The organism is Chthoniobacterales bacterium (assembly GCA_036569045.1).
In the GTDB taxonomy this organism is placed as follows: Bacteria; Verrucomicrobiota; Verrucomicrobiia; order Chthoniobacterales; family JAATET01; genus JAATET01.
The window spans coordinates 57,661-75,960 of record DATCRI010000053.1 but is presented as its reverse complement, the minus strand read 5'-3'; the positions used below and the strand labels follow the sequence as shown (position 1 = coordinate 75,960).

The 18,300-nt window shown below is 62.4% G+C and carries 17 protein-coding genes; 8 read left to right on the top strand and 9 right to left on the bottom strand.

Annotated elements, in window-relative coordinates; translation table 11 throughout:
• Positions 1 to 3 precede the first annotated feature (3 nt).
• The 5 genes from VIM61_10290 to VIM61_10270 are packed head-to-tail and all read right to left on the bottom strand — an operon-like array spanning position 4 to position 5,612.
• Positions 4 to 939 carry a hypothetical protein gene (locus tag VIM61_10290; protein ID HEY8900789.1) on the bottom strand — a complete coding sequence of 312 codons (936 nt, stop codon included), beginning with the start codon at positions 937 to 939 and terminating at the stop codon, positions 4 to 6.
• A gap of 2 nt (positions 940 to 941) precedes the next feature.
• The gene (locus VIM61_10285; GenBank protein HEY8900788.1) at positions 942 to 1,787 is read right to left on the bottom strand and encodes an ABC transporter ATP-binding protein; all 846 of its coding nucleotides are present in this window, start codon (positions 1,785 to 1,787) and stop codon (positions 942 to 944) included.
• On the bottom strand, positions 1,784 to 2,815 hold the full coding sequence (locus tag VIM61_10280; protein ID HEY8900787.1) for an ABC transporter permease: 1,032 nt from the start codon (positions 2,813 to 2,815) through the stop codon (positions 1,784 to 1,786). The genes VIM61_10285 and VIM61_10280 overlap by 4 nt, the downstream gene beginning before the upstream one ends.
• Positions 2,815 to 3,822: an ABC transporter permease subunit gene (locus VIM61_10275; protein ID HEY8900786.1), complete on the bottom strand. Its 1,008-nt coding sequence runs from the start codon at positions 3,820 to 3,822 to the stop codon at positions 2,815 to 2,817. Before VIM61_10275 ends, VIM61_10280 begins: the two co-directional genes overlap by 1 nt.
• Positions 3,819 to 5,612 carry an extracellular solute-binding protein gene (locus VIM61_10270; protein HEY8900785.1) on the bottom strand — a complete coding sequence of 598 codons (1,794 nt, stop codon included), beginning with the start codon at positions 5,610 to 5,612 and terminating at the stop codon, positions 3,819 to 3,821. Before VIM61_10270 ends, VIM61_10275 begins: the two co-directional genes overlap by 4 nt.
• A 152-nt stretch (positions 5,613 to 5,764) precedes the next feature.
• Here VIM61_10270 and tig point away from each other — a divergent pair, with 152 nt between their 5' ends.
• From tig to trmB, 5 genes are read left to right on the top strand one after another with little or no spacing between them, the layout of a single operon-like run.
• Positions 5,765 to 7,087 carry a trigger factor gene (tig, locus tag VIM61_10265; GenBank protein HEY8900784.1) on the top strand — a complete coding sequence of 441 codons (1,323 nt, stop codon included), beginning with the start codon at positions 5,765 to 5,767 and terminating at the stop codon, positions 7,085 to 7,087.
• A gap of 24 nt (positions 7,088 to 7,111) precedes the next feature.
• Complete coding sequence (gene clpP / locus VIM61_10260; GenBank protein ID HEY8900783.1) at positions 7,112 to 7,735, top strand: ATP-dependent Clp endopeptidase proteolytic subunit ClpP; 624 nt, start codon at positions 7,112 to 7,114, stop codon at positions 7,733 to 7,735.
• A 12-nt stretch (positions 7,736 to 7,747) separates the two neighbouring features.
• Positions 7,748 to 9,016 carry an ATP-dependent Clp protease ATP-binding subunit ClpX gene (gene clpX / locus VIM61_10255; protein ID HEY8900782.1) on the top strand — a complete coding sequence of 423 codons (1,269 nt, stop codon included), beginning with the start codon at positions 7,748 to 7,750 and terminating at the stop codon, positions 9,014 to 9,016.
• 10 nt (positions 9,017 to 9,026) lie between these two features.
• Complete coding sequence (locus VIM61_10250) at positions 9,027 to 10,259, top strand: glycosyltransferase family 4 protein (GenBank protein ID HEY8900781.1); 1,233 nt, start codon at positions 9,027 to 9,029, stop codon at positions 10,257 to 10,259.
• Between the two features lie 10 nt (positions 10,260 to 10,269).
• Positions 10,270 to 10,860 (top strand): tRNA (guanosine(46)-N7)-methyltransferase TrmB, encoded by a 591-nt coding sequence (gene trmB, locus VIM61_10245; GenBank protein ID HEY8900780.1) that lies wholly within the window; start codon positions 10,270 to 10,272, stop codon positions 10,858 to 10,860.
• Here trmB and VIM61_10240 read toward each other — a convergent pair.
• Positions 10,815 to 11,978: a glycosyltransferase gene (locus tag VIM61_10240; GenBank protein ID HEY8900779.1), complete on the bottom strand. Its 1,164-nt coding sequence runs from the start codon at positions 11,976 to 11,978 to the stop codon at positions 10,815 to 10,817. The two genes, trmB and VIM61_10240, sit on opposite strands and share 46 nt — an antisense overlap.
• 124 nt (positions 11,979 to 12,102) lie before the next feature.
• On the opposite strand from VIM61_10240, the gene VIM61_10235 reads away from it, so the two are divergent.
• A complete protein-coding gene (locus VIM61_10235; protein ID HEY8900778.1) occupies positions 12,103 to 12,690 on the top strand; it encodes a sigma-70 family RNA polymerase sigma factor in 588 nt (195 codons plus the stop codon).
• 62 nt (positions 12,691 to 12,752) lie between these two features.
• On the top strand, positions 12,753 to 13,376 hold the full coding sequence (locus VIM61_10230; GenBank protein HEY8900777.1) for a hypothetical protein: 624 nt from the start codon (positions 12,753 to 12,755) through the stop codon (positions 13,374 to 13,376).
• Positions 13,377 to 13,391: 15 nt separating this feature from the next.
• Here the strand turns inward: VIM61_10230 and VIM61_10225 are convergent, their stop codons facing one another.
• The 3 genes from VIM61_10225 to VIM61_10215 all read right to left on the bottom strand — a co-directional run bounded on the left by VIM61_10225 (position 13,392) and on the right by VIM61_10215 (position 15,932).
• Positions 13,392 to 13,913 (bottom strand): type II secretion system protein GspG, encoded by a 522-nt coding sequence (locus VIM61_10225; GenBank protein ID HEY8900776.1) that lies wholly within the window; start codon positions 13,911 to 13,913, stop codon positions 13,392 to 13,394.
• A 23-nt stretch (positions 13,914 to 13,936) separates the two neighbouring features.
• Positions 13,937 to 15,217, bottom strand: coding sequence for a type II secretion system F family protein (locus VIM61_10220; GenBank protein HEY8900775.1), 1,281 nt, complete (start codon positions 15,215 to 15,217; stop codon positions 13,937 to 13,939).
• A gap of 100 nt (positions 15,218 to 15,317) precedes the next feature.
• Complete coding sequence (locus VIM61_10215) at positions 15,318 to 15,932, bottom strand: MBL fold metallo-hydrolase (GenBank protein ID HEY8900774.1); 615 nt, start codon at positions 15,930 to 15,932, stop codon at positions 15,318 to 15,320.
• Positions 15,933 to 15,998: 66 nt separating this feature from the next.
• Here VIM61_10215 and VIM61_10210 point away from each other — a divergent pair, with 66 nt between their 5' ends.
• Positions 15,999 to 18,170, top strand: a complete 2,172-nt coding sequence (locus VIM61_10210; protein ID HEY8900773.1) for a carboxy terminal-processing peptidase — start codon at positions 15,999 to 16,001, stop codon at positions 18,168 to 18,170.
• The last annotated feature ends 130 nt before the right edge of the window (positions 18,171 to 18,300 follow it).

Sequence of the window (18,300 nt, the reverse complement as noted above, 5' to 3'; positions counted from 1 at the left end):
GGATCATTCGGGATTTTTCCGGCTCCAGCTGCTCCAGTTTCGGCGAAAGAGCGGGCCGCATTCCCAGCAGTAGTTGAAAAAGCGCGCGAGGAAGCGGCCGCGCGCGGAGCCGTCGGGACCGGCGAGGAGATTCGTGCCGCCGAGGCGACGCTGACGGGCGATGATCTCGGGCCGCGGGACGTTCACGTAGTTCCGCATCATGTCGTAGAGCGCGAGGTAGAGCGACGTGCGACGGCCGCCGGTATCGCAGTGAAAGTGCAGCCAGATGTCGCCATCGAGATTTCGGACGAGATCGACGAAACGATCGATGTCGGCGTCGCGGGGCAGCACGGAATCGGGCGCGGCGATGCGGAAGTAGCCCCAGCGAGCCTCGCGGACGAGCTGGTATTCCGTGACCGCGTCGCGGATGTCGATCTTCAGCTCGATGGGTTCCCATGTCGACTGGTCCGCAAGGGCGCCGGGCGCGTATTGGGTGGCGGTGGTGAACTTGCCGGCGTCGAGGTGTTGCATCCACACCCGCTCCACACGCTCGACTTCGTGGGCGGAACGGTCGAAGCCGACGAGATCGGGCGGTCCCCAGGCGACGGCGGCGCCGTTCAGGAAGACGTGAGGCTCCTGGCGCAGGTCGATCACGGCGACGCGGTGTCCGCGCAGGGCGGCCTGGATGGCGTAGAACTGGTTGCGGCAGAACTGGCCACTGCCGGAGGCCATGAGCGTGTTCAGGCCGGCATTGCCCTTGATTTTCGGATCGGCCTTTCCGGTGGACCGCCAGTTCCTTGGCAGCTCGTGCTCGCCGGGGATGTCGATGACCGAGCCTTCGGGCGGAGGATCGGGGAACCCGGGTTCCGTGAGGATGAGCTGGGTGCCCTCGGGGGGAGGCTTGGGCGAATCCCACGGCATCGCCACGGCGAACCCTGCGGCGAGGAGCGGGATGAGCATGACTAGAGGGCGGCCTCGATGGCGGCGTAGTCGATGGTGTGAAGGCGGTCGCGGCCGGCGCCGAGCTTCGGGATGCAATCGATGAGCGCGCGGGTGTAGGGGTGCTGCGGATTCGACAGAACTTCGGCGGCGGGGCCGAACTCGACGATGCGACCGCGGAACATGACGGCGACGTGGTCGCAGAGCCCGCGGATGATGGCGAAGTTGTGGGTGATGAGGATGACGGCCATGCCGAGGCTCGAGCGGAGCTCGCGGAGCTGGTCGAGGATTTGCGCCTGGATGGTGACGTCGAGCGCGGTGGTCGGCTCGTCGGCGATGAGGAGGTCGGGCTGACAACTCAGCGCCATGGCGATCATGGCGCGCTGCTGCATGCCGCCGCTGAGCTGGTGCGGGTAGTCGCGCATGCGTTGGGCGGGATTCACGATGCCGACGGCGTCGAGCCATTTGATGACCTCGGCGTCGATGTCCTTCACCTCGGGACGATGCAGGCGGATGGCTTCGGCGATCTGGTTGCGGATCGTGTAAACCGGATTCAGCGACGTCGAGGGCTCCTGAAAAATGTAGGCGATCTCGCCGCCGCGGATGGCGCGCAGCTCCCGCGGGGTCATCTTCAGGACGTCGGCGCCCTTCCAGAGAATCTCGCCGGAGACGTATTTCGCCGGGGGCTGGGGGAGAAGTCGGGTGAGGGCGAGGGCGGTGACGCTTTTGCCGCTGCCGCTTTCGCCGACGATGGCGAGCGTGGAGCCGCGCTCGAGCTTGAAGGACGTGCCGAGCACGGCATCGAACCGGCCGGCCTCGGTCTCGAAGGCGATGGAGAGGTCCCGGATCTCGAGGAGCGGCGGATTCATTGCAGTTTGACGTGGGATTTCGGATCGAAGGCTTCGCGCACGCCTTCGCCGACGAAGGTAGCGAGCATGAGCGTGAGAAACAATGCGGTTACCGCGGAGGTGGCGACCCATGGGGCGTTGAGGTTTTGCAGGCCCTGCTGAATCATTTCGCCCCAGGAGGGAGTGGGGGGCTGAAGGCCGAAGCCGAGGAAGTCGAGCGAGGTGAGCGCCGAGATGCCGGCGACGATCATGAAGGGAAGCAGGGTGATGACCGGCGTGAGGGCGTTGGGCAGGATCTGACGAAAGATGATGCGGAGGTTTCCTGCGCCGAGGCCGCGAGCGGCGAGGACGAACGGGCGCTCGCGCAGTTTGTAGAATTCGCCGCGCATGTAATAGGACAGCGCGATCCACTCGAAGAGCGCCATGACGAAAAGGATGACGCCGAAGCTCTGGCCGTAGATCGAGCCGAGCAGGATGACGACGTAAAGAATGGGCAGGGCGGACCAGATTTCGATGAGTCGCTGGATGATGAGATCGACCTTGCCGCCGAAATATCCCTGCACGCCGCCGACGATCATTCCGATCACGCAGCTGATCGCGGCCAGCGAGAGCGCGAACGTCATGCAGATCCGAAAGCCGTAGATAAGGCGGGCGAGCACGTCGCGTGCGGTGTTGTCGGTGCCGAGCCAGTGCTCGAGCGACGGTGGATGGGGCGGGGCTCCATCGAGATCGAGGTAGGGGTGAAGAGGGTTGTGCGGGATGGGCGGCAGGAGCATCCAGCCACCCTTCGCGAGAAATGCGGGGGCGTCGCGGAGCGCGCGGTAGTCGGCCTCGGTGCGGTAGGGGCCGCCGAATTCCTTGCCGGAGTAGAATTTGAGCGTGGGGAAGTAGGTGCGCCCCTCGTAGCGAAGGATGAGCGGGTGATCGTTGACGAGCTGTTCGCTGAAGAGCGAGAGGACAAACGCGATTCCGAGGATCCAGAGCGACCACCACGCGCGCTTGATCGAGCGGAATTTCCGGAGTCGGCTCCTGGTGAGCGGGGAGAACATCAGTCGAAGCGGATGCGCGGGTCGACCGCCACGTAGATGATGTCACTGAGCAGGCGCCCGAGCATGACGAGCAGGCTGCTGAGGATGATGATGCCCAGGACGACGTTGTAGTCGCGCCCGATCATCGAGTTGAAGAAGAGCAGGCCCATGCCGTCGATGTCGAACACGCGCTCGATGAGCAGCGAACTCGTGAAGAAGACGGCGAGGATGGAGCCGACGCCCGTGGCAATCGGGATGAGAGCGTTGCGAAACGCCTGGCCCCAGACGGCGCGTCGGAACGAGAGGCCCTTCGCCATGGCGGTGCGCATGTAGTCCTTGTTCAGTTCCTCGATGATCGAGTTTTTCATCAGGAGGGTGAGCAGGGCGAAGTCGCCGATGACGTAACAGAAGACGGGCAGCACCATGTGATGGAGGAAGTCGAGCGCCTGCGCCAGGGGAGGGAGCGACTCGAAATTGTCCGAGACCATGTTGCCGATCGGGAACCACGAGAGGTAGTTGCCGCCGGCGAAGAAGATGATGAGGAGAATGCCGAGCGCGTAACCGGGAATCACGTATCCGGCGAAGACGGCGACGGAGGACAATGTGTCGGACCAGCTGCCATTGGTCATCGCCTTCCGCACGCCGAGGGGGAGCGAAATCGTGTAGGAGATCAGGTAGGAGACGAGGCCGAAGAAAAGGGAGATCGGCATCTTGCTCACGATGACCTCGAGCACGGGCTTTTGGTAAACGTAGGAGTTGCCGAAGTCGCCGCGGCACATGTTGCCCAGCCAGGTGAAGTAGCGGACATAGGCGGGCTGATCGAAGCCGAAGTAGGCTTTGATGTTCTGGATCTCCTCGGTCGAGATGCCGCGGCTGCCGGGGTGGTAGGCGGCCGCGTGCTGGACCTTGGAGATCATCTGCTCCACGGGCCCGCCCGGGATGAACTGGACGAGTGCGAAGCAGATGAGGCTGATGCCGATCAGCGTGGGGATGATCAGGAGAAGTCGCCGAAGAATGTAGGCGCTCATTCCCCCGCGTAGGTGACTTCGGCCGGGACCGGCGGCAACGCGGCGTCGGCCTTCATGGCCTCGGTGAGGGCCTTTTCCTTCGCGGGATCGAGCCACCAGTAGACGAGGGCGGCTTCTTCCTTGCTGAACTTATCGAGCACGTATTTCGGCGTTCCAAACTTGTTCCAGTAAAGCAGGCGATTCTTTGCGTTCTGCCACATCAGGACGAAGGGGCTGATGGCGACGAGCCGGGCGTCGATCTGGCGGAGGATGTCGTTGCGCTTGCTCATGTCCATTTCCGTCTTCTGCTGCTCGATGAGACGGTCGATCTCGGGATCCTTGAGCGCGGTCACATTGTTCGTCGCGATTTCATCCGCCGTCTTCGAGGCCCAGGACGCCTCGGGATCGCGCAGCCGGCTGGCGCCCCAGTTCGTCCAGCACATGTCGAAGTCGTGGTTGTCGACGCGTTTCTGGAAGGACGACATCGAAATGACTTCGATCTTCGCGTCGATTCCGACGGACTTGAGCGACTGCAGGTAGATGTTGAGGTGGCGGAGTTCCGAGCCGTCGTAGTGAACAATGGTGAAGGAGAAGGGCTTGCCGTCCTTTTGGAGAATGCCGTCCGCGCCGACGGTCCAGCCGGCTTCCTTGAGCAGCGCCCGCGCGGCTTCCTCGTTGTATTTTACGAGCGGCACGGCAGGGTTTTGATTATTGGGATAGAGGTCCGGATAATAGGAGTTCAGGAGAAAATACTGATCGAACATCAGCTTCTCGTTCATGAGCTCGCGGTTGAAGAGGAGCGCGAGAGCCTGGCGAACCTTCGGATCCTGAAAGAGCGGCCGCTGCATGTTCATCGCCATGCCTTGGAAGGCCTTGGGCTCCTGGTTCGCGACGGTCTGGCGGACGATCCAGTTTTTCTTCACCTGCGGAATGTCCGGAGTCTTCTGGACCCAGATGGAGGCGGTATACATCGGCAAAAGATCGAGACCGCCGGATTTGAAGAGTTCGAAGGCCTTGTTGCGATCTTCCATCGCTTTGAAGAGAAGATAGTCGAAGTTGTATTTGCCCACGTTGAACTGCTTGACCCGGCCCCACCAGTCACCGCGGCGCTTGAGCTGAATCGAGCGGTTGGTCTTGATCTCGCCGAGCTGATACGGGCCGCTGACGACCGGAAGTTCAAAGTTCTGCCTGTTGAAATCGAGGTCCTTCCAGACGTGCTTCGGAAAGGCGACCATGCCGGCTGCGGTCCAGAAATTCGCCCAGTGCGGCTGGTTGGCGGTGATGCGGACGGTGAGGGGATCGACCACCTCGGGACGGCTGAATCGCGACAGATCCACGCGGAAGATCGACGTGAGATTCTTCGGATTCATCATCGTGTCGTAGTAGAACTGGACGTCCTCGGCGGTGACCGGCTGGCCGTCGCTCCACTTCGCCTGGGGGTCGAGATGAAAGGTGAAGGTCTTCTTATCTGACGAAATTTCCCAGGATTTGGCGAGGATGCCGACGGGCTCGTCCCTGGTGGGATGGAGGGCGACGAGGGGTTCGAAGAGCAGATCGCAGACGCTCTTCGAGAAGGAATTGTAGTCGAGCCACATGTTCAGCGACTTCGGATATCCGCCAGCCCAGGTCGTGAACGTTCCGCCTTTCAGCGCCGTGGGCACCGCGACGGGATCGGGCTCGCCGCCGTCCTCGATCTGCACCGGCACATCCTTGATGGCCGAGCCCGCGGCCTCCGGGGCGGTCGGGCTTTTCTTGCCGCAGCCGGCGAGCGGGAGGGTGAGCGAGACGAGAAGAGCGAGGCGTTTGATCATGAGGCTTGGCGGGCGGAAGCTAGCACGGGTCGAGGAGTTGCGGAAATGATTCTCTCCTTCGACCTCGCGAGGCGACCCGGCGTTCGCGGAAATTTGCGGGACGTTGCGGTTGTCGTGGCGGGGTGGGTATGCTTGACTGCTCGATTCGCATTATGAACGTCGTCGTAGATTCCCAGCCCAATTGCATCACCACGCTCCGCGTCGAGCTCGAGCCCGAGCGCGTCGAGCGCGAATGGCAGACGGTGGCCAAACAATTTCAGAAACAGGCCCGCCTTCCCGGCTACCGCCCCGGCAAGGCCCCGCAGGCCCTCATCGACAAGAAATTCAGCGCGGACATCCGCGAGGAGCTTCAGAACAAGCTCCTGCGCGCGGCGCTGAACGAGGCCATCACGGAAAAAAGCCTTCGCGTGCTTTCCGTCTCAAAGGTCGAGGACGTCGAGATCGCCTCGGACAAATCGATGCGCTTCACCGCCACGGTGGTGACGTCGCCCGAGTTCGAGCTTCCCGATTATTCGAACATCCCTGTCGAGATCGCGAAGAAGGCGATCACCGATTCCGATGTCGAAGCCGCGCTCAACAATATCGCCGAGCAGCATGCGGACTTCCAGACCGTCGAGGGCCGCGCCCTCGAGATGGGTGACTTCGCCGTGCTCACCTATGCCGGCACGCTCGATGGCCAGCCGCTGGCCGAGGCGATCGAGAACTGCCCGCCGCTGCTCGCCGGCAAGCCGAACTGGTGGATCCGCCTCGCGCCCGAGACGCTCGCGCCGGGCTTCAGCGAAGCCCTCGTCGGATTGAACATCGGCGAGAGCCGCGATTTCACGATCAGCATTCCCGAGGAGTTCCCGTTCCCGGCTGTCCGCGGCAAGCAGCTCGCGTATTCCGCGACATTGCACGAGATTCGCGCCCGGGTGCTGCCCGCGCTGGACGATGAACTCGCGAACAAGCTCGACCCGGGCAAGACGATGACCGAGGTGCGTGAGCGCCTTCGCGTCGAGCTCGAGAAATACGCCGAGAACGAATACGAGACCGGCAAGCGCTCTGGCGCCATCAAGCACCTCCTCACCTCGGTCACATGCGAGCTGCCGCAGCACATGATCAATAACGAGATGTCCGGCATCCTGAAGGAGATCGTGCAGGAAAACCAGGGCCGCGGCGTGAGCGATGAAGAACTCAAGTCGCACGAGGACGAGATCCTCGGGGCGGCGAAGCAGAGTGCGACGGAGCGCGTGCGCACGACGTTCCTTCTCCTCCGCATCGCGGAAAAGGAGAAGATCGAGGTCACCCAGCAGGAACTCGCGTTCCACGTCACGCAGATGGCCGCGCGCTATCAGGTGCCGGTGCAGAAGTTCGTGAAGGACCTGCAGAAGCGCGATGCCTTCGGCCAGATTCGCGAGCAGATTCTCGCGGGCAAGGCCCTTGATTTCATCACCTCGAATGTTACGGTTCGCGAACCTGCGACGCAGGCGTCTTAACATTCTATGTCACAGCCCCAATCCATGCTGGTCCCCGTCGTCATCGAGCAAACCGGTCGCGGCGAGCGCAGTTACGACATCTACTCGCGGCTCCTCAAGGACCGCATCATCTTCATCGGCACCGGCATCGATGATCACGTGGCGAACCTCGTGATCGCGCAGCTCCTGTTCCTCCAGATGGAGGACCCGAAGAAGGACATCAACATTTACATCAACTCGCCGGGCGGTTCCGTCACGGCGGGGCTCGCGATCTACGACACGATGCAGTTCGTGACGTGCGACGTGACGACATATTGCATGGGCATCGCCGCCAGCATGGGCGCGGTGCTCCTCGCTGCGGGCACGAAGGGTAAGCGCTACGCGTTGCCCAACTCCGATATCATGATCCATCAGGTCTCCGGCGGCGCGCAGGGCCAGGCCAGCGACGTCGAGCGGCAGGTGGAGTTCATGTATAAGCTCAAGCGCCGCCTGAACGGCATCCTCTCGCACCACACGGGCAAACCCGTCGAGCAGGTGGAGCGCGACGCAGACCGCGATTATTACATGACGGCCGAAGAGGCGAAGGCCTACGGGCTCGTCGACGAGGTCGTGCAATCGCGGAAGGAATTCGCCGCGGTGCTCCCGGAGTCGAAGCCAATCGTCGAGTAGCCCTCCGCTGACATGGCCCGCCCCTCCAATCTCACGATGTGCTCTTTCTGCGGAAAGAGCCACGCGGAGGTGCGCAAGCTCATCGCCGGACCAGGCGTCTACATCTGCGACAGCTGCATCACGGTCTGCAAGGGGATCCTCGACAAGGAAATTGGCGAAGATTCCAAGCGGCAGACCACGACCGTGCGGATGATGAAACCGGCGGAGATCCGCCGCGAGCTCGACCAGCACGTCATCGGGCAGGAGATCGCCAAGAAGGTGCTCTCGGTCGCGGTGCACAATCACTACAAGCGCATCGTGCAGGATTCTTCGCCCGATGCGCTCCGCATCGACGCGCTGGCCGAGGTCGAGATCGAGAAGAGCAACATCCTGCTGGTTGGTCCCACCGGGTCCGGCAAGACGCTGCTGGCCCGCACGCTCGCGCGGATTCTCGACGTGCCGTTCTGCATCGCCGATGCGACGACGATTACCGAAGCCGGCTACGTCGGCGAGGACGTCGAGAACATCGTGCTGCGTCTGCTGCAGGCGGCGGATTACGACGTGAAACGCGCCGAGATGGGCATCGTCTACATCGACGAGATCGACAAGATCGGGCGCAAGACGGACAACGTGAGCATCACGCGCGACGTCTCGGGCGAAGGCGTGCAGCAGGCGCTGCTCAAGATTCTCGAGGGCACGGTTTGCAACGTTCCTCCGCAGGGCGGCCGCAAGCATCCGCAGCAGGAATACATTCAGGTCAACACCTCGAAGATCCTCTTTATTTGCGGCGGCGCGTTCGTCGGCCTCGACAAGATCGTGCAGCGCCGCATGGGGGCGAAGTCCATGGGATTCCACGTCCGCGAGTTCCGCGACGCTGGCGACGATTCGCGGGATTCCCTGCGCGCCGTGGAGCCGGAGGATCTCCTGAGCTTTGGCCTGATTCCCGAGTTCATCGGGCGTCTGCCTGTCGTCACGGCGCTGGACCCGCTCACCGAGGACGAGCTCATGCTCATTCTCACCGAGCCGAAGAACGCGATGGTGAAGCAATACACCAAACTGATGGCCATGGACGGCGTCGGGCTGACCGTGACGAAGGACGCGCTTCGGGCGATGGCGGCCGAGGCCGTGAAGAAGGGCACCGGCGCCCGGGCGTTGCGCGCCATGATGGAGCGACTGATGCTCGACATCATGTATGAGGCGCCGAGTCGCGAAGATATCGCCGAGGTCACGGTGAATCGCGCGGTCGTGGAAGGCAAACGCTCGCCTCTCATCCGGCGCAAGCAGGACAAATCCGCGGCGTAGGCCGGCACGCATGGCCCGGTCGCCTGGCGAGCCGTTCGCGTATGTGTTCGAGCGATTTCCGTCGTTCACGCAGACGTTTTGTTTTCGAGAAGTGCTCGAGCTGCGTCGACAGGGAGTCGATGCGCCGATTTTTTCGATCCGTGATCCCCGGGGAGAGCCGCGTCAGGATTTTCCCGTCGAGCTGGCCGGGTTGGTCACGTATGTTCCCGAGTCGTTCGAGGAGATTCTCAAGACGGACGCAAAGTTTCGCCGGGATGCCCGGCGGGCGATCGAGGACCTTACGCGATTGTGGGGTGGTAGCGGCGAGAAGCGCCGGATTTACGAGGCCCTGTGGCTCGCTCCGCGGCTCGAAAAACTTGGTGTCGGCCACGTGCACTCGCATTTCGCGGGCACGGCGGCGCGCACGGGATTCTGGCTCAAGCGTCTTGCCGGGATTCGCTACAGCTTCACCGCGCACGCGAACGACATTTTTTGCGACGAACCCGACGAGCGGCTGGAAATGCTGATTCGTGAGGCCGCCGGGGTGGTGACGGTCAGCGATTTCAGCCTGCGCCTGCTGCGAGAAAAATTTCCGGCGCATGCGGCAAAGCTGCATCGCGTTTACAACGGGATTCATCTGGACCGCTTTCCGAAAGGCGAGCCTGATCCGGCGCGACCGCTCATTCTCGCAGTCGGGCGCTACATCGAGAAAAAGGGCTTTGCCGATCTCGTGAACGCCTGCCGGCTTTTGGGGGACCGTCCGTTCGAATGTCAGATCGTCGGGCAGGGGCCGCTCGAGGAGGAGTTGAAAGCTCTTGCGGCTGGCGATTCCCGCATCTCGATCACCGGGCCGAAGGGCGAATCCGAGATCGCAGGCTTGCTCGCGCGCGCGTCCGTCTTCGTGCTGCCGTGCGTGAGCGAGGCGGACGGCGGGAAGGACAATCTGCCGACCGTGATCATGGAGGCGATGGCCGCGGCCGTGCCGGTGGTTTCGACGCCGGTGGGGGGCGTTCCCGAGATGGTCGTCGACGGAGCGACGGGACATCTCGTGCCCGAAAGAGATTCCAAGGCGCTTGCGCTGCGCATGGGAGACCTGCTCGACAATCCCGTGAAGGCGCGCGAGATGGGGGCGGCGGGCCGCCTGCGGTGCGAGGATTTGTTTTCCACCGAGAAAACGACCGCGGCGCTCAGGAGGACACTGGAAGGCATGGGCGCCTTCGAGACGACCAGGTCCGGCTGGCTGGCGCGGCTGCTGGCCCGATAGATTTTCCGCAATGATGACCGATTCTGTTTCCGAAACCGCCCCTCTCGACCTGCCTCCGGACTGGCTTTGCGGTCCTGTGGAGATCGACGTCGGCTGTCACAAGGGCATTTTTGTCGTCGAGATGGCGCGAATATTCCCCGAGATCAAATTTCTCGGAGTCGAGTGGCAGCGGAAGCGGGTGGAACGGACCCGCGCAAAGATCGAGCGCATGGAACTCTCCAATGCGCAGGTGATTCAGGGCGAGGGGCTCGAGACTCTGCGAGATCGGCTGCCAGCGGGCTGCGCCCAGGTCGTGCACGTTTCTTTTCCCGATCCCTGGCCGAAGCGGCGTCACCATGTGCGAAGGCTCGTCCGGCAGGATTTTCTGCGCGAGACGTGGCGCGTGCTGGCGCCCGGCGGATCGCTCCGGCTGATGACGGACGACGAGCCGTATTTCGTTGCCATGCGGGAGGCGGTGGCGGAGTTCGACGGCTTTTCTCCGATCGATTGGGACGACGGACGCGTTTATCCCGAGACGGAGTTTCAGCGAAAATTTGCGGCGATCGCGAAGCCGATTCACCGGCTGGCCTTGCGGCGGTGCGACTCGACAAGTTCCGAGTAGAAGCCCTCGAGGGCGGCGATGGCTGCCCGTTGCTCGAACCTTGCGCGCACGGATTCCGAGGCGGCGCGTCCCATTGCGGACGCGCGCGCGGGTTCGGCCGTGATCGCGAAAAGGGAATCGCGCAGGGCCTCCCAGTCATTCTCCGCGGTGAGCAGGCCGCCCACGCCATGGTCCACGGCCTCGGGAATGCCTCCGTGGAGCGTGGCCGCGACGGGGAGGCCGGTGGCCATGGCTTCGAGCATGGAGTTCGGAACGCCTTCCTGATCCTGCGTTTCCGGCGTGCGGCTGGGGTGCAGAAAGATGTGGCTGCCCTCGTAAAGTGCGCGTAATTCCGCCTGCGACTGGAAGCCGGTAAACGTGACGGCGGCAGCGATGCCGAGGTCGGCAGCGAGCGATTCGAGTTCCTGCCGTTGCGGGCCGTCGCCGGCGATGGTGAAGGTCGCGGCAGGATACCTCGCTCGAAACGCGGCGAAGGCGCGGAGCGAGTCCGCGAGGCCTTTCTTGGCGATGAGGCGCGAGGCCTGCACGAAGCGCCAGGCGCCGTCGGTGGGAGCGCTTCGTTCGCGATAGGGAAAGGCTTCGAGCGGGATGCCGGTGCGGTTGATCCGAATCTTGGCCGGATCGCAGCCGAGCGCGGTGAGGCGGGCGGCGAGGGATTCACTGCGGGCGAGCACCATCGGGAGGACGCTCAACAGCTCCCGCATGCGCGCGTCGTAACCGGGCTCCTGAGGTCGCGGCATGATGTCCATGCCGTGGAAGGACACCAGCGCGGGCCCGGTCCAGTTTCGAATGAAGGGAAGCAGGTGCACGCCGGTGTGCCCGAAATAGACGTGCAGAAGGTCGGCGTGGCGGCGGGAGAGCACGGCGGATAGCTGATCGTATTCGCCGCGGTAAAAAACGGGCTCCATGCGCCGGACGTATTTCTTGTGGAAGCGGGCGAGGAAGTTGATGCGCGGGCGAGGGAGCACCTCGACGGCGTCGAAGGGAAAGCGGTCGGCGCTCTGGCGCTCCTTCGTCATCACAAACGTCTCGCACGTGCGCAGGCCGGTGACCTGGCGATAAATGTGCAGCATTTCCGGCTTGAGGAATGTGGTGCAGTAGCTGGCGACGACGGGCATGGAGGGCAGAGCATACAACGCCACCGCGCGGTGCGGGCGAGGCGAAATTCTTCCGCATCCATTTTGCGTGAGCGGGGTTCAAATGCTGGTGGTTGAGATGCCGGTTTCCCAGTATGAGTTCGCGATGGCTGAGCTCCCCACCGAGCCGGATGACCTGGAACTGATGGCGCGGGTGCGTGGCGGCGACGCCGAAGCCTTCACTACGCTCGTGGAGAGGCATCAGCGCCGGGTCGTGGGGACAGTGGTCCGCATGCTGGGTTCTCCCGATGAAGCCGAGGACCTTGCGCAGATGGTTTTTGTCCGCGTTTGGAAAAGCGCCGCGCGATGGGAGCCGAGCGCAAAGTTCACGACCTGGCTGATGACGATCACGCGCAATCTCGTTTTTAACGAGGTGCGGCGCCGGGGGCGGGCGCGGCTCGTGCCGCTCGAGGAGCCCGACGACCAGCCGCCGCGCGAGTATGCGGACCCTTCGGTGACCACGCCCGCAGAATCGATCGCCGAGGCGGAATTGCAGGCCGCGATCGATACGGCGATCCAATCCCTCGCCGAACAACCGCGGATGGCCCTCATTTTGCGGCGTTACGAGGAGATGCCTTATGAGGAGATTGCCGTCGTGCTCGGGGTGACGGTGCCGGCGGTCAAAAGCATGCTGTTCCGGGCGCGGGCGGAATTACGACTCAAGCTCGCGTCCTATCTGTCCGAGAGGAATTGACGCGCGGTGACGGATCGGTTTTTGAGATTGAGCGACGGTCGGCGGGTCCGCAAAGTCGGGGAATGCCCAAGCCCGATGAACACGTCCTTGTCGTCCGCCGTAATCTCTTCGATCAGCTCGGGAGTTTTCAGGGGTTTTGCGCCGAGCCAGAACGTTACCTGTCGATCTTCCTGCGGCGGGAAAACAATTTTTTCGCCCCGCGGTCGACTGCGGAGACCGATCCTTCGCTCAAGCAGATCATTCCCTATGCGGTCTTCACCCATGCAGGACGGATTCTTCGCTATGTGCGCGGGGGAAAGTCCGGCGAGAAGCGGCTTGTCGCGAAGGCGTCCATCGGCATCGGCGGACACATCAACGACGCCGACGAGGGGCTGTTCGCATTCAATGAGGATGCCTATCGGATCGCGGTGGAGCGGGAGATCACCGAGGAGCTGAAGCTAGGCGGCGGATTCACGGATCGAGTGGTGGGATTGATCAACGACGACTCGAATGAAGTGGGCCAGGTTCACCTCGGGGTCGTCCATCTCGTCGAGTTGGAATCGGACGACGTCAGGCCGGGTGAAGCGGCGATTGCGAAGCTGGAGTTCGTGACGCCGGCTGAGCTGGCCGTGGAGCGGGACGCTCTCGAATCATGGTCGCAGATCGTCCTGGATCATTTGCCACGCATCAACGCCGAAGTGGCGTGACGCGGCGGCAAACGCTCACCAGTTCTTGATCCACTTGTTCTCGTCGGCACTGTTTTTCTTCCCCTGCGACCAGAGGTCGAAGAAAGCCTCGCCACTCCGCTCGGGTTTCCCGGGAAACTCATAGTGATATGGATTGCCGAAGGGATCGACCAGCTGCCTGGCGGCTGCGACTTTCTCGGCGTAGGAAGCGCTGGGATTTCCAGGGATGGGAGGTATCATTTTTCCCAGGTCGGCCATGTAAATCTTGCCTCCCGAAGTCCCACTGGCCGGTTTGCGGTTCAGCTCGTCGAGCAACACAAGGGAGGAACTTTCAGAGCCGTCTCCGGCGGGATAGGTGCCGTTGTCTTGCTTGTAGTTCTCGAGTGCAGTTTCCAGCGCCTTGATTTCCACCTGGGCCCGGGAGATGCCCGCTTTCTCCTGCACGAATCCGGAGACGCTGAGGATCAATGAGGCAAGGATCGCGATGATCGCGATGACGACGAGAATTTCGATGAGCGTGAACGCACCGCGAGAGGTGCTGGGGGGAACCGGCTTCATATTTTAAAACGTCTGGAGCGGGTTTAGCTGGCGCCACCACCGCCCTGCAGGCCGCTGATGATGCTGATAAGCGGCATGAAGAGCGCGACGACAATCGTTCCGACCACGACGGCGAGGAACACGATCATGATCGGCTCGAGAAGGGAGGTGAGGCCCTGCACGGCGTTGTCGACTTCGTCGTCGTAGACTTCCGCGACCTTGAGAAGCATCTCGGGGAGCTGACCGGTCTCTTCACCGACGTCGATCATGCTGATGACCATGGGCGGAAAAACGCCGCTGGCCTCGAGCGGGGCGACGATCGATTCACCTTCCTTGACGGCGTCGTGAACCTTCGTGATGGCATCCGAGATGATCACGTTGCCCGCGGTCTCGCGAGTGATGATGAGGGCCTGCAGGATCGGAACACCGCTGGTGACGAGCGTGCCGAGCGTGCGGCTGAAACGGGAGATTGCGCTCTTGCGCGTGAGGTCGCCGAAGAGCGGCGCCTTGAGCATGAACATGTCGATCATGCGAATGCCCTTCGGAGTGCGGGCGATCAGCTTGTAGGCGACGATGGCGACAATGATGACCGCAACGACGGCCACGATGTTGTTCTTGAGCAGGTTGCTCGAATTGATGACGAACTGCGTGAGGGCCGGGAGCGGCTTGCCGTTGAGCATGTCTGCGAAGATCGCTTCGAACTTCGGCACGATGAACACGAGCAGGAAGGTGAGAATCGCGATGGCGATGAACAGAACGATCACCGGGTAGAACATCGCGGAGACGACCTTGTTCTTGATCTTCTGCGCCTTTTCCTGGAATTCGGCGAGACGCAGCAGGACGAGCTCGAGCACACCGCCGAGCTCACCGGCCTTCACCATGTTCACGTAGAGCTTGTTGAAGATCTTCGGGTGGACCGATAGACTGTCGGAGAACGTGCTGCCGCCCTGCACGGACTCGGCAATCTGGGTGATCGTGGAGCGAAGAACGACGTCCTTCTCCTGACCGGCCAGCACCGTGAGACTGCGGAGGAGCGGCAAACCGGCATCGATGAGCGTGGCCAGCTGGCGGGTGAAGATCATGAGGATCTTGCCCTTGACGGTCTGCTTCTTGAAAAGCGAGAAGCTGGCTCCCTTGGCGGCTGGGGATTTAGCCGCCGCCTTGGCGACCTTGGCTTTCGAGGCCTTCGACTCGACGTCAACCGACTTCGGAAAATATCCCTGCTGGCGCAGGGCGCCTACGGCTTCGTTCTGAGAGGCGGCTTCGATGACGCCAGTGACTTGCTGACCGCGCGCGTCGAGGGCGACGTAGGTAAAATTTGGCATGAGTTCTGTGAGGAGTCGATTTTGCGAGAAGGGACAGAGATAAATTCGCGAAGCGAAGGCTAAAGTCCAGAAAAGAACTCCCGCCGAGACCAAGAAATCCTCACTGCAGCCACGCGTTGGTCTGGCGTTCGTGGCCTACGGTGGTGGCCGGGCCGTGGCCGGGGAAGACGCGGGTGCCGTCGGGGAGGGGGAGGATCTTGTCGCGAATGCCGGTGACGAGTAATTCGTGGTCTCCGCCAGGGAGATCCCACCGGCCGATGCCGCCGCGAAAAAGGACATCACCGCCGAAGAGGACGTTCTCCGCGGGAAGATGGAAGCAAAGGCTGCCGGGGCAATGGCCGGGCACCTCGAGCACGGCGAAGTTCAGGCCGGCCAGCTCCACGTCGGGCGTCGCGGTGAGGATCTCGCCCCGGGCGAGATCGATCGGCTCGACGTCGAGGGCGAATCCCCAGTCGCGGAAAAAATGCGGGTCGGAGACCATCGGAACGGTTTCCGGATGGTAATGGAGGCGGCAGCCGTGCCGGCGCTGGATCGCGGCCGCATCGGCGACGTGGTCGAAATGGCCGTGGGTGAGCAGGAGCAGGTCGATGCGTTCTCCGGCGAAATGGGCGTCGGCGCCCTGAGGGGCGTCGATGAGGACATTGCCGGAGGGGCCGCGGAGGAGGAAGGCGTTCGTCGCGAGGACGCCGCCGCAAAATTCTTCGAACCGAATCATGAGAATGTGGTCAGTATAGCCATGCGCAGTTTGATTTTCTCGCAGTGCTCTGCAAATCTATTCCGAATGAGATTACTCGCGTCGGCACTGGTTTTGGTGTTTCTGGCCGGTCCGGCATGGTCGGCTGACCTGGACAAGGTTGCGGTTTCCGTGGCCCGTCTGCTCGAGCAGGGGCACTATTCCCGGCAAAAACTTGATGATGAGGTTTCGGCAAAGCTGCTCGATCAATACCTGCAGGACCTCGATCCGAATAAGCTGTTTTTCACGCAGGGTGAAGTCGATGCGCTGAAGGCCAAATACGCGACGACGCTCGACGACGCGATCCTTGGCGGAAATCTCGACCCGGCCCGCGATATCTTCGGTCAATACAAGCAGCACGTCATCGACCGGGTCGCCCTCAACAAGGCCCTGGCCGACAAGAAATACAATTTCACGACCAGGGAGACGGTTGCGCTGAACCGCAAGGATGCCCCGTGGCCGAAGAGCAAGGCCGAAGCGCAGGAACTCTGGCGCAAACGCATCGAGGCGGAGTTGCTGCAGGAAACGCTCAACAAGCATGCCGTGGACTCGCCGGCGAAGGTCGTGAAGCGGCGGCAGGATCAGCTCCTCCGGAATCTGAACGAGATGGACGACGAGAGCATTGTCTCCGGTTTCCTCGGCGCGCTGGCGCGCAGCTATGATCCGCATTCCGAATACATGAGTCCCTCCGAGCTCGCGAATTTCGAGATCGAGATGAAGAAGTCGCTCGACGGGGTGGGCGCCGTGCTCCAGAGCGAGGATGGCTATGCGAAGATCAAGGAGATCGTTCCGGGTGGGCCGGCCGATCTCGATGGGCACCTCAAGGTCAACGACCGCATTGCGGCCGTCGCGCAGGGCAATGCCCCGTTCGAAGACGTCGTCGACATGAAGCTCGACAAGGTCGTCGAAAAAATTCGCGGAAAGCGCGGAACGGTGGTCCGCCTGCAGGTCATTCCCGCCAGCGCGTCGGATCCCTCGAAACGCGCCGTGATTGCGATCCGTCGCGACGAGGTGAAGCTGAAGGACCAGAAGGCCAGCGCGGAGATTATCGACCTTACGCGGCCTAACGGCCGGCCGCTTCGCCTTGGCTGGATCGAGCTTCCGTCGTTTTATGCCGACCTCAACCGCGGCAGTGATGATCCCGATGCCGTCAGCACGACGAAGGATGTCTCGATGCTGCTCGATCGTCTGAAGAAGGAGGGCATCCAGGGCCTCGTGATCGATCTGCGCCGGGATGGCGGTGGCTCGCTCGAAGAGGCAATCAATCTCACCGGCCTGTTCATTCCGAAGGGGCCCGTTGTGCAGTCGAAGGACTCGAACGGCAAGGTCGCCGTCTCCTACGACAAGAACGCGCTTGCCTCCTACGACGGGCCGCTCGTGGTGGTGACGAATCGCCTGAGTGCCTCCGCCAGTGAAATTTTCGCCGCGGCGCTGCAGGACTATGGTCGCGCGGTCATTGTTGGCGACGAACGCAGCTTCGGCAAGGGCACCGTCCAGACGATGCTCGATATCGGCCGGTTCATGCCGTTTTTTAGTCTTGGTTCCGCCGACGCCGGCGCGCTCAAGCTCACGATCAACAAGTTCTACCGCGTGCTGGGCGGTTCCACGCAGCTCGAGGGCGTGAAGTCGAACATCGTGCTGCCGTCGCTCACGGATAATCCCGAGTTCGGAGAGGGTTCCCTGCCGCATCCGTTGCCCTACGATGAAGTCGCGCCCCAGCGCATCGATCGCAATGACCTGACCCCGGTCATCGGCCAGTTGCAGGCGCTCTCCAGTCAGCGCGTCGCCGCGGATCCCGAGTTCCGCTACATTTCCGAGGACATGGCCCGCATGCGCAAGCGTTACGACGACAACACTGTTTCGCTGAATCTTGCGGACCGGAAGCGGGAACTGTCCGAGGACAACGCTCGCCGCGAGGCCCGCATGAAGGAACGCGCCCAGCGCGGCGCGGCGATCGAGGCCGTGGCCTACGAGGTGACGCTCGACAATGTCGAGAAGCCGACCCTCGATAGGGTGGCCTTCGACCGGAAGAAGAAGGGCTCGCTGTTCGAGGCGTCCGACGACGATGACGGGGACAGCGAGGCCGACACGAAGGATGTCGTCATTCCCGACGCGATCCGCAACGAGGCCCTCCGCATCAACGCAGACATGGTCGATCTCCTGAAATCGAGCAAGACGGCCTCCACCCAGACGGGTAGTCGCGCAGTCGTGACTCCCTGAATCGGGCCGAAAGAGCGCCTCGAATCGTGTCATCCGAAAGGATCATCCCTTGCAGGATTGACACCCGGCGGCCATTTTGGAACAAGCGATCGTTGCACCCTAGTAATTTCCCAGAACCCGCGAGTTTCCA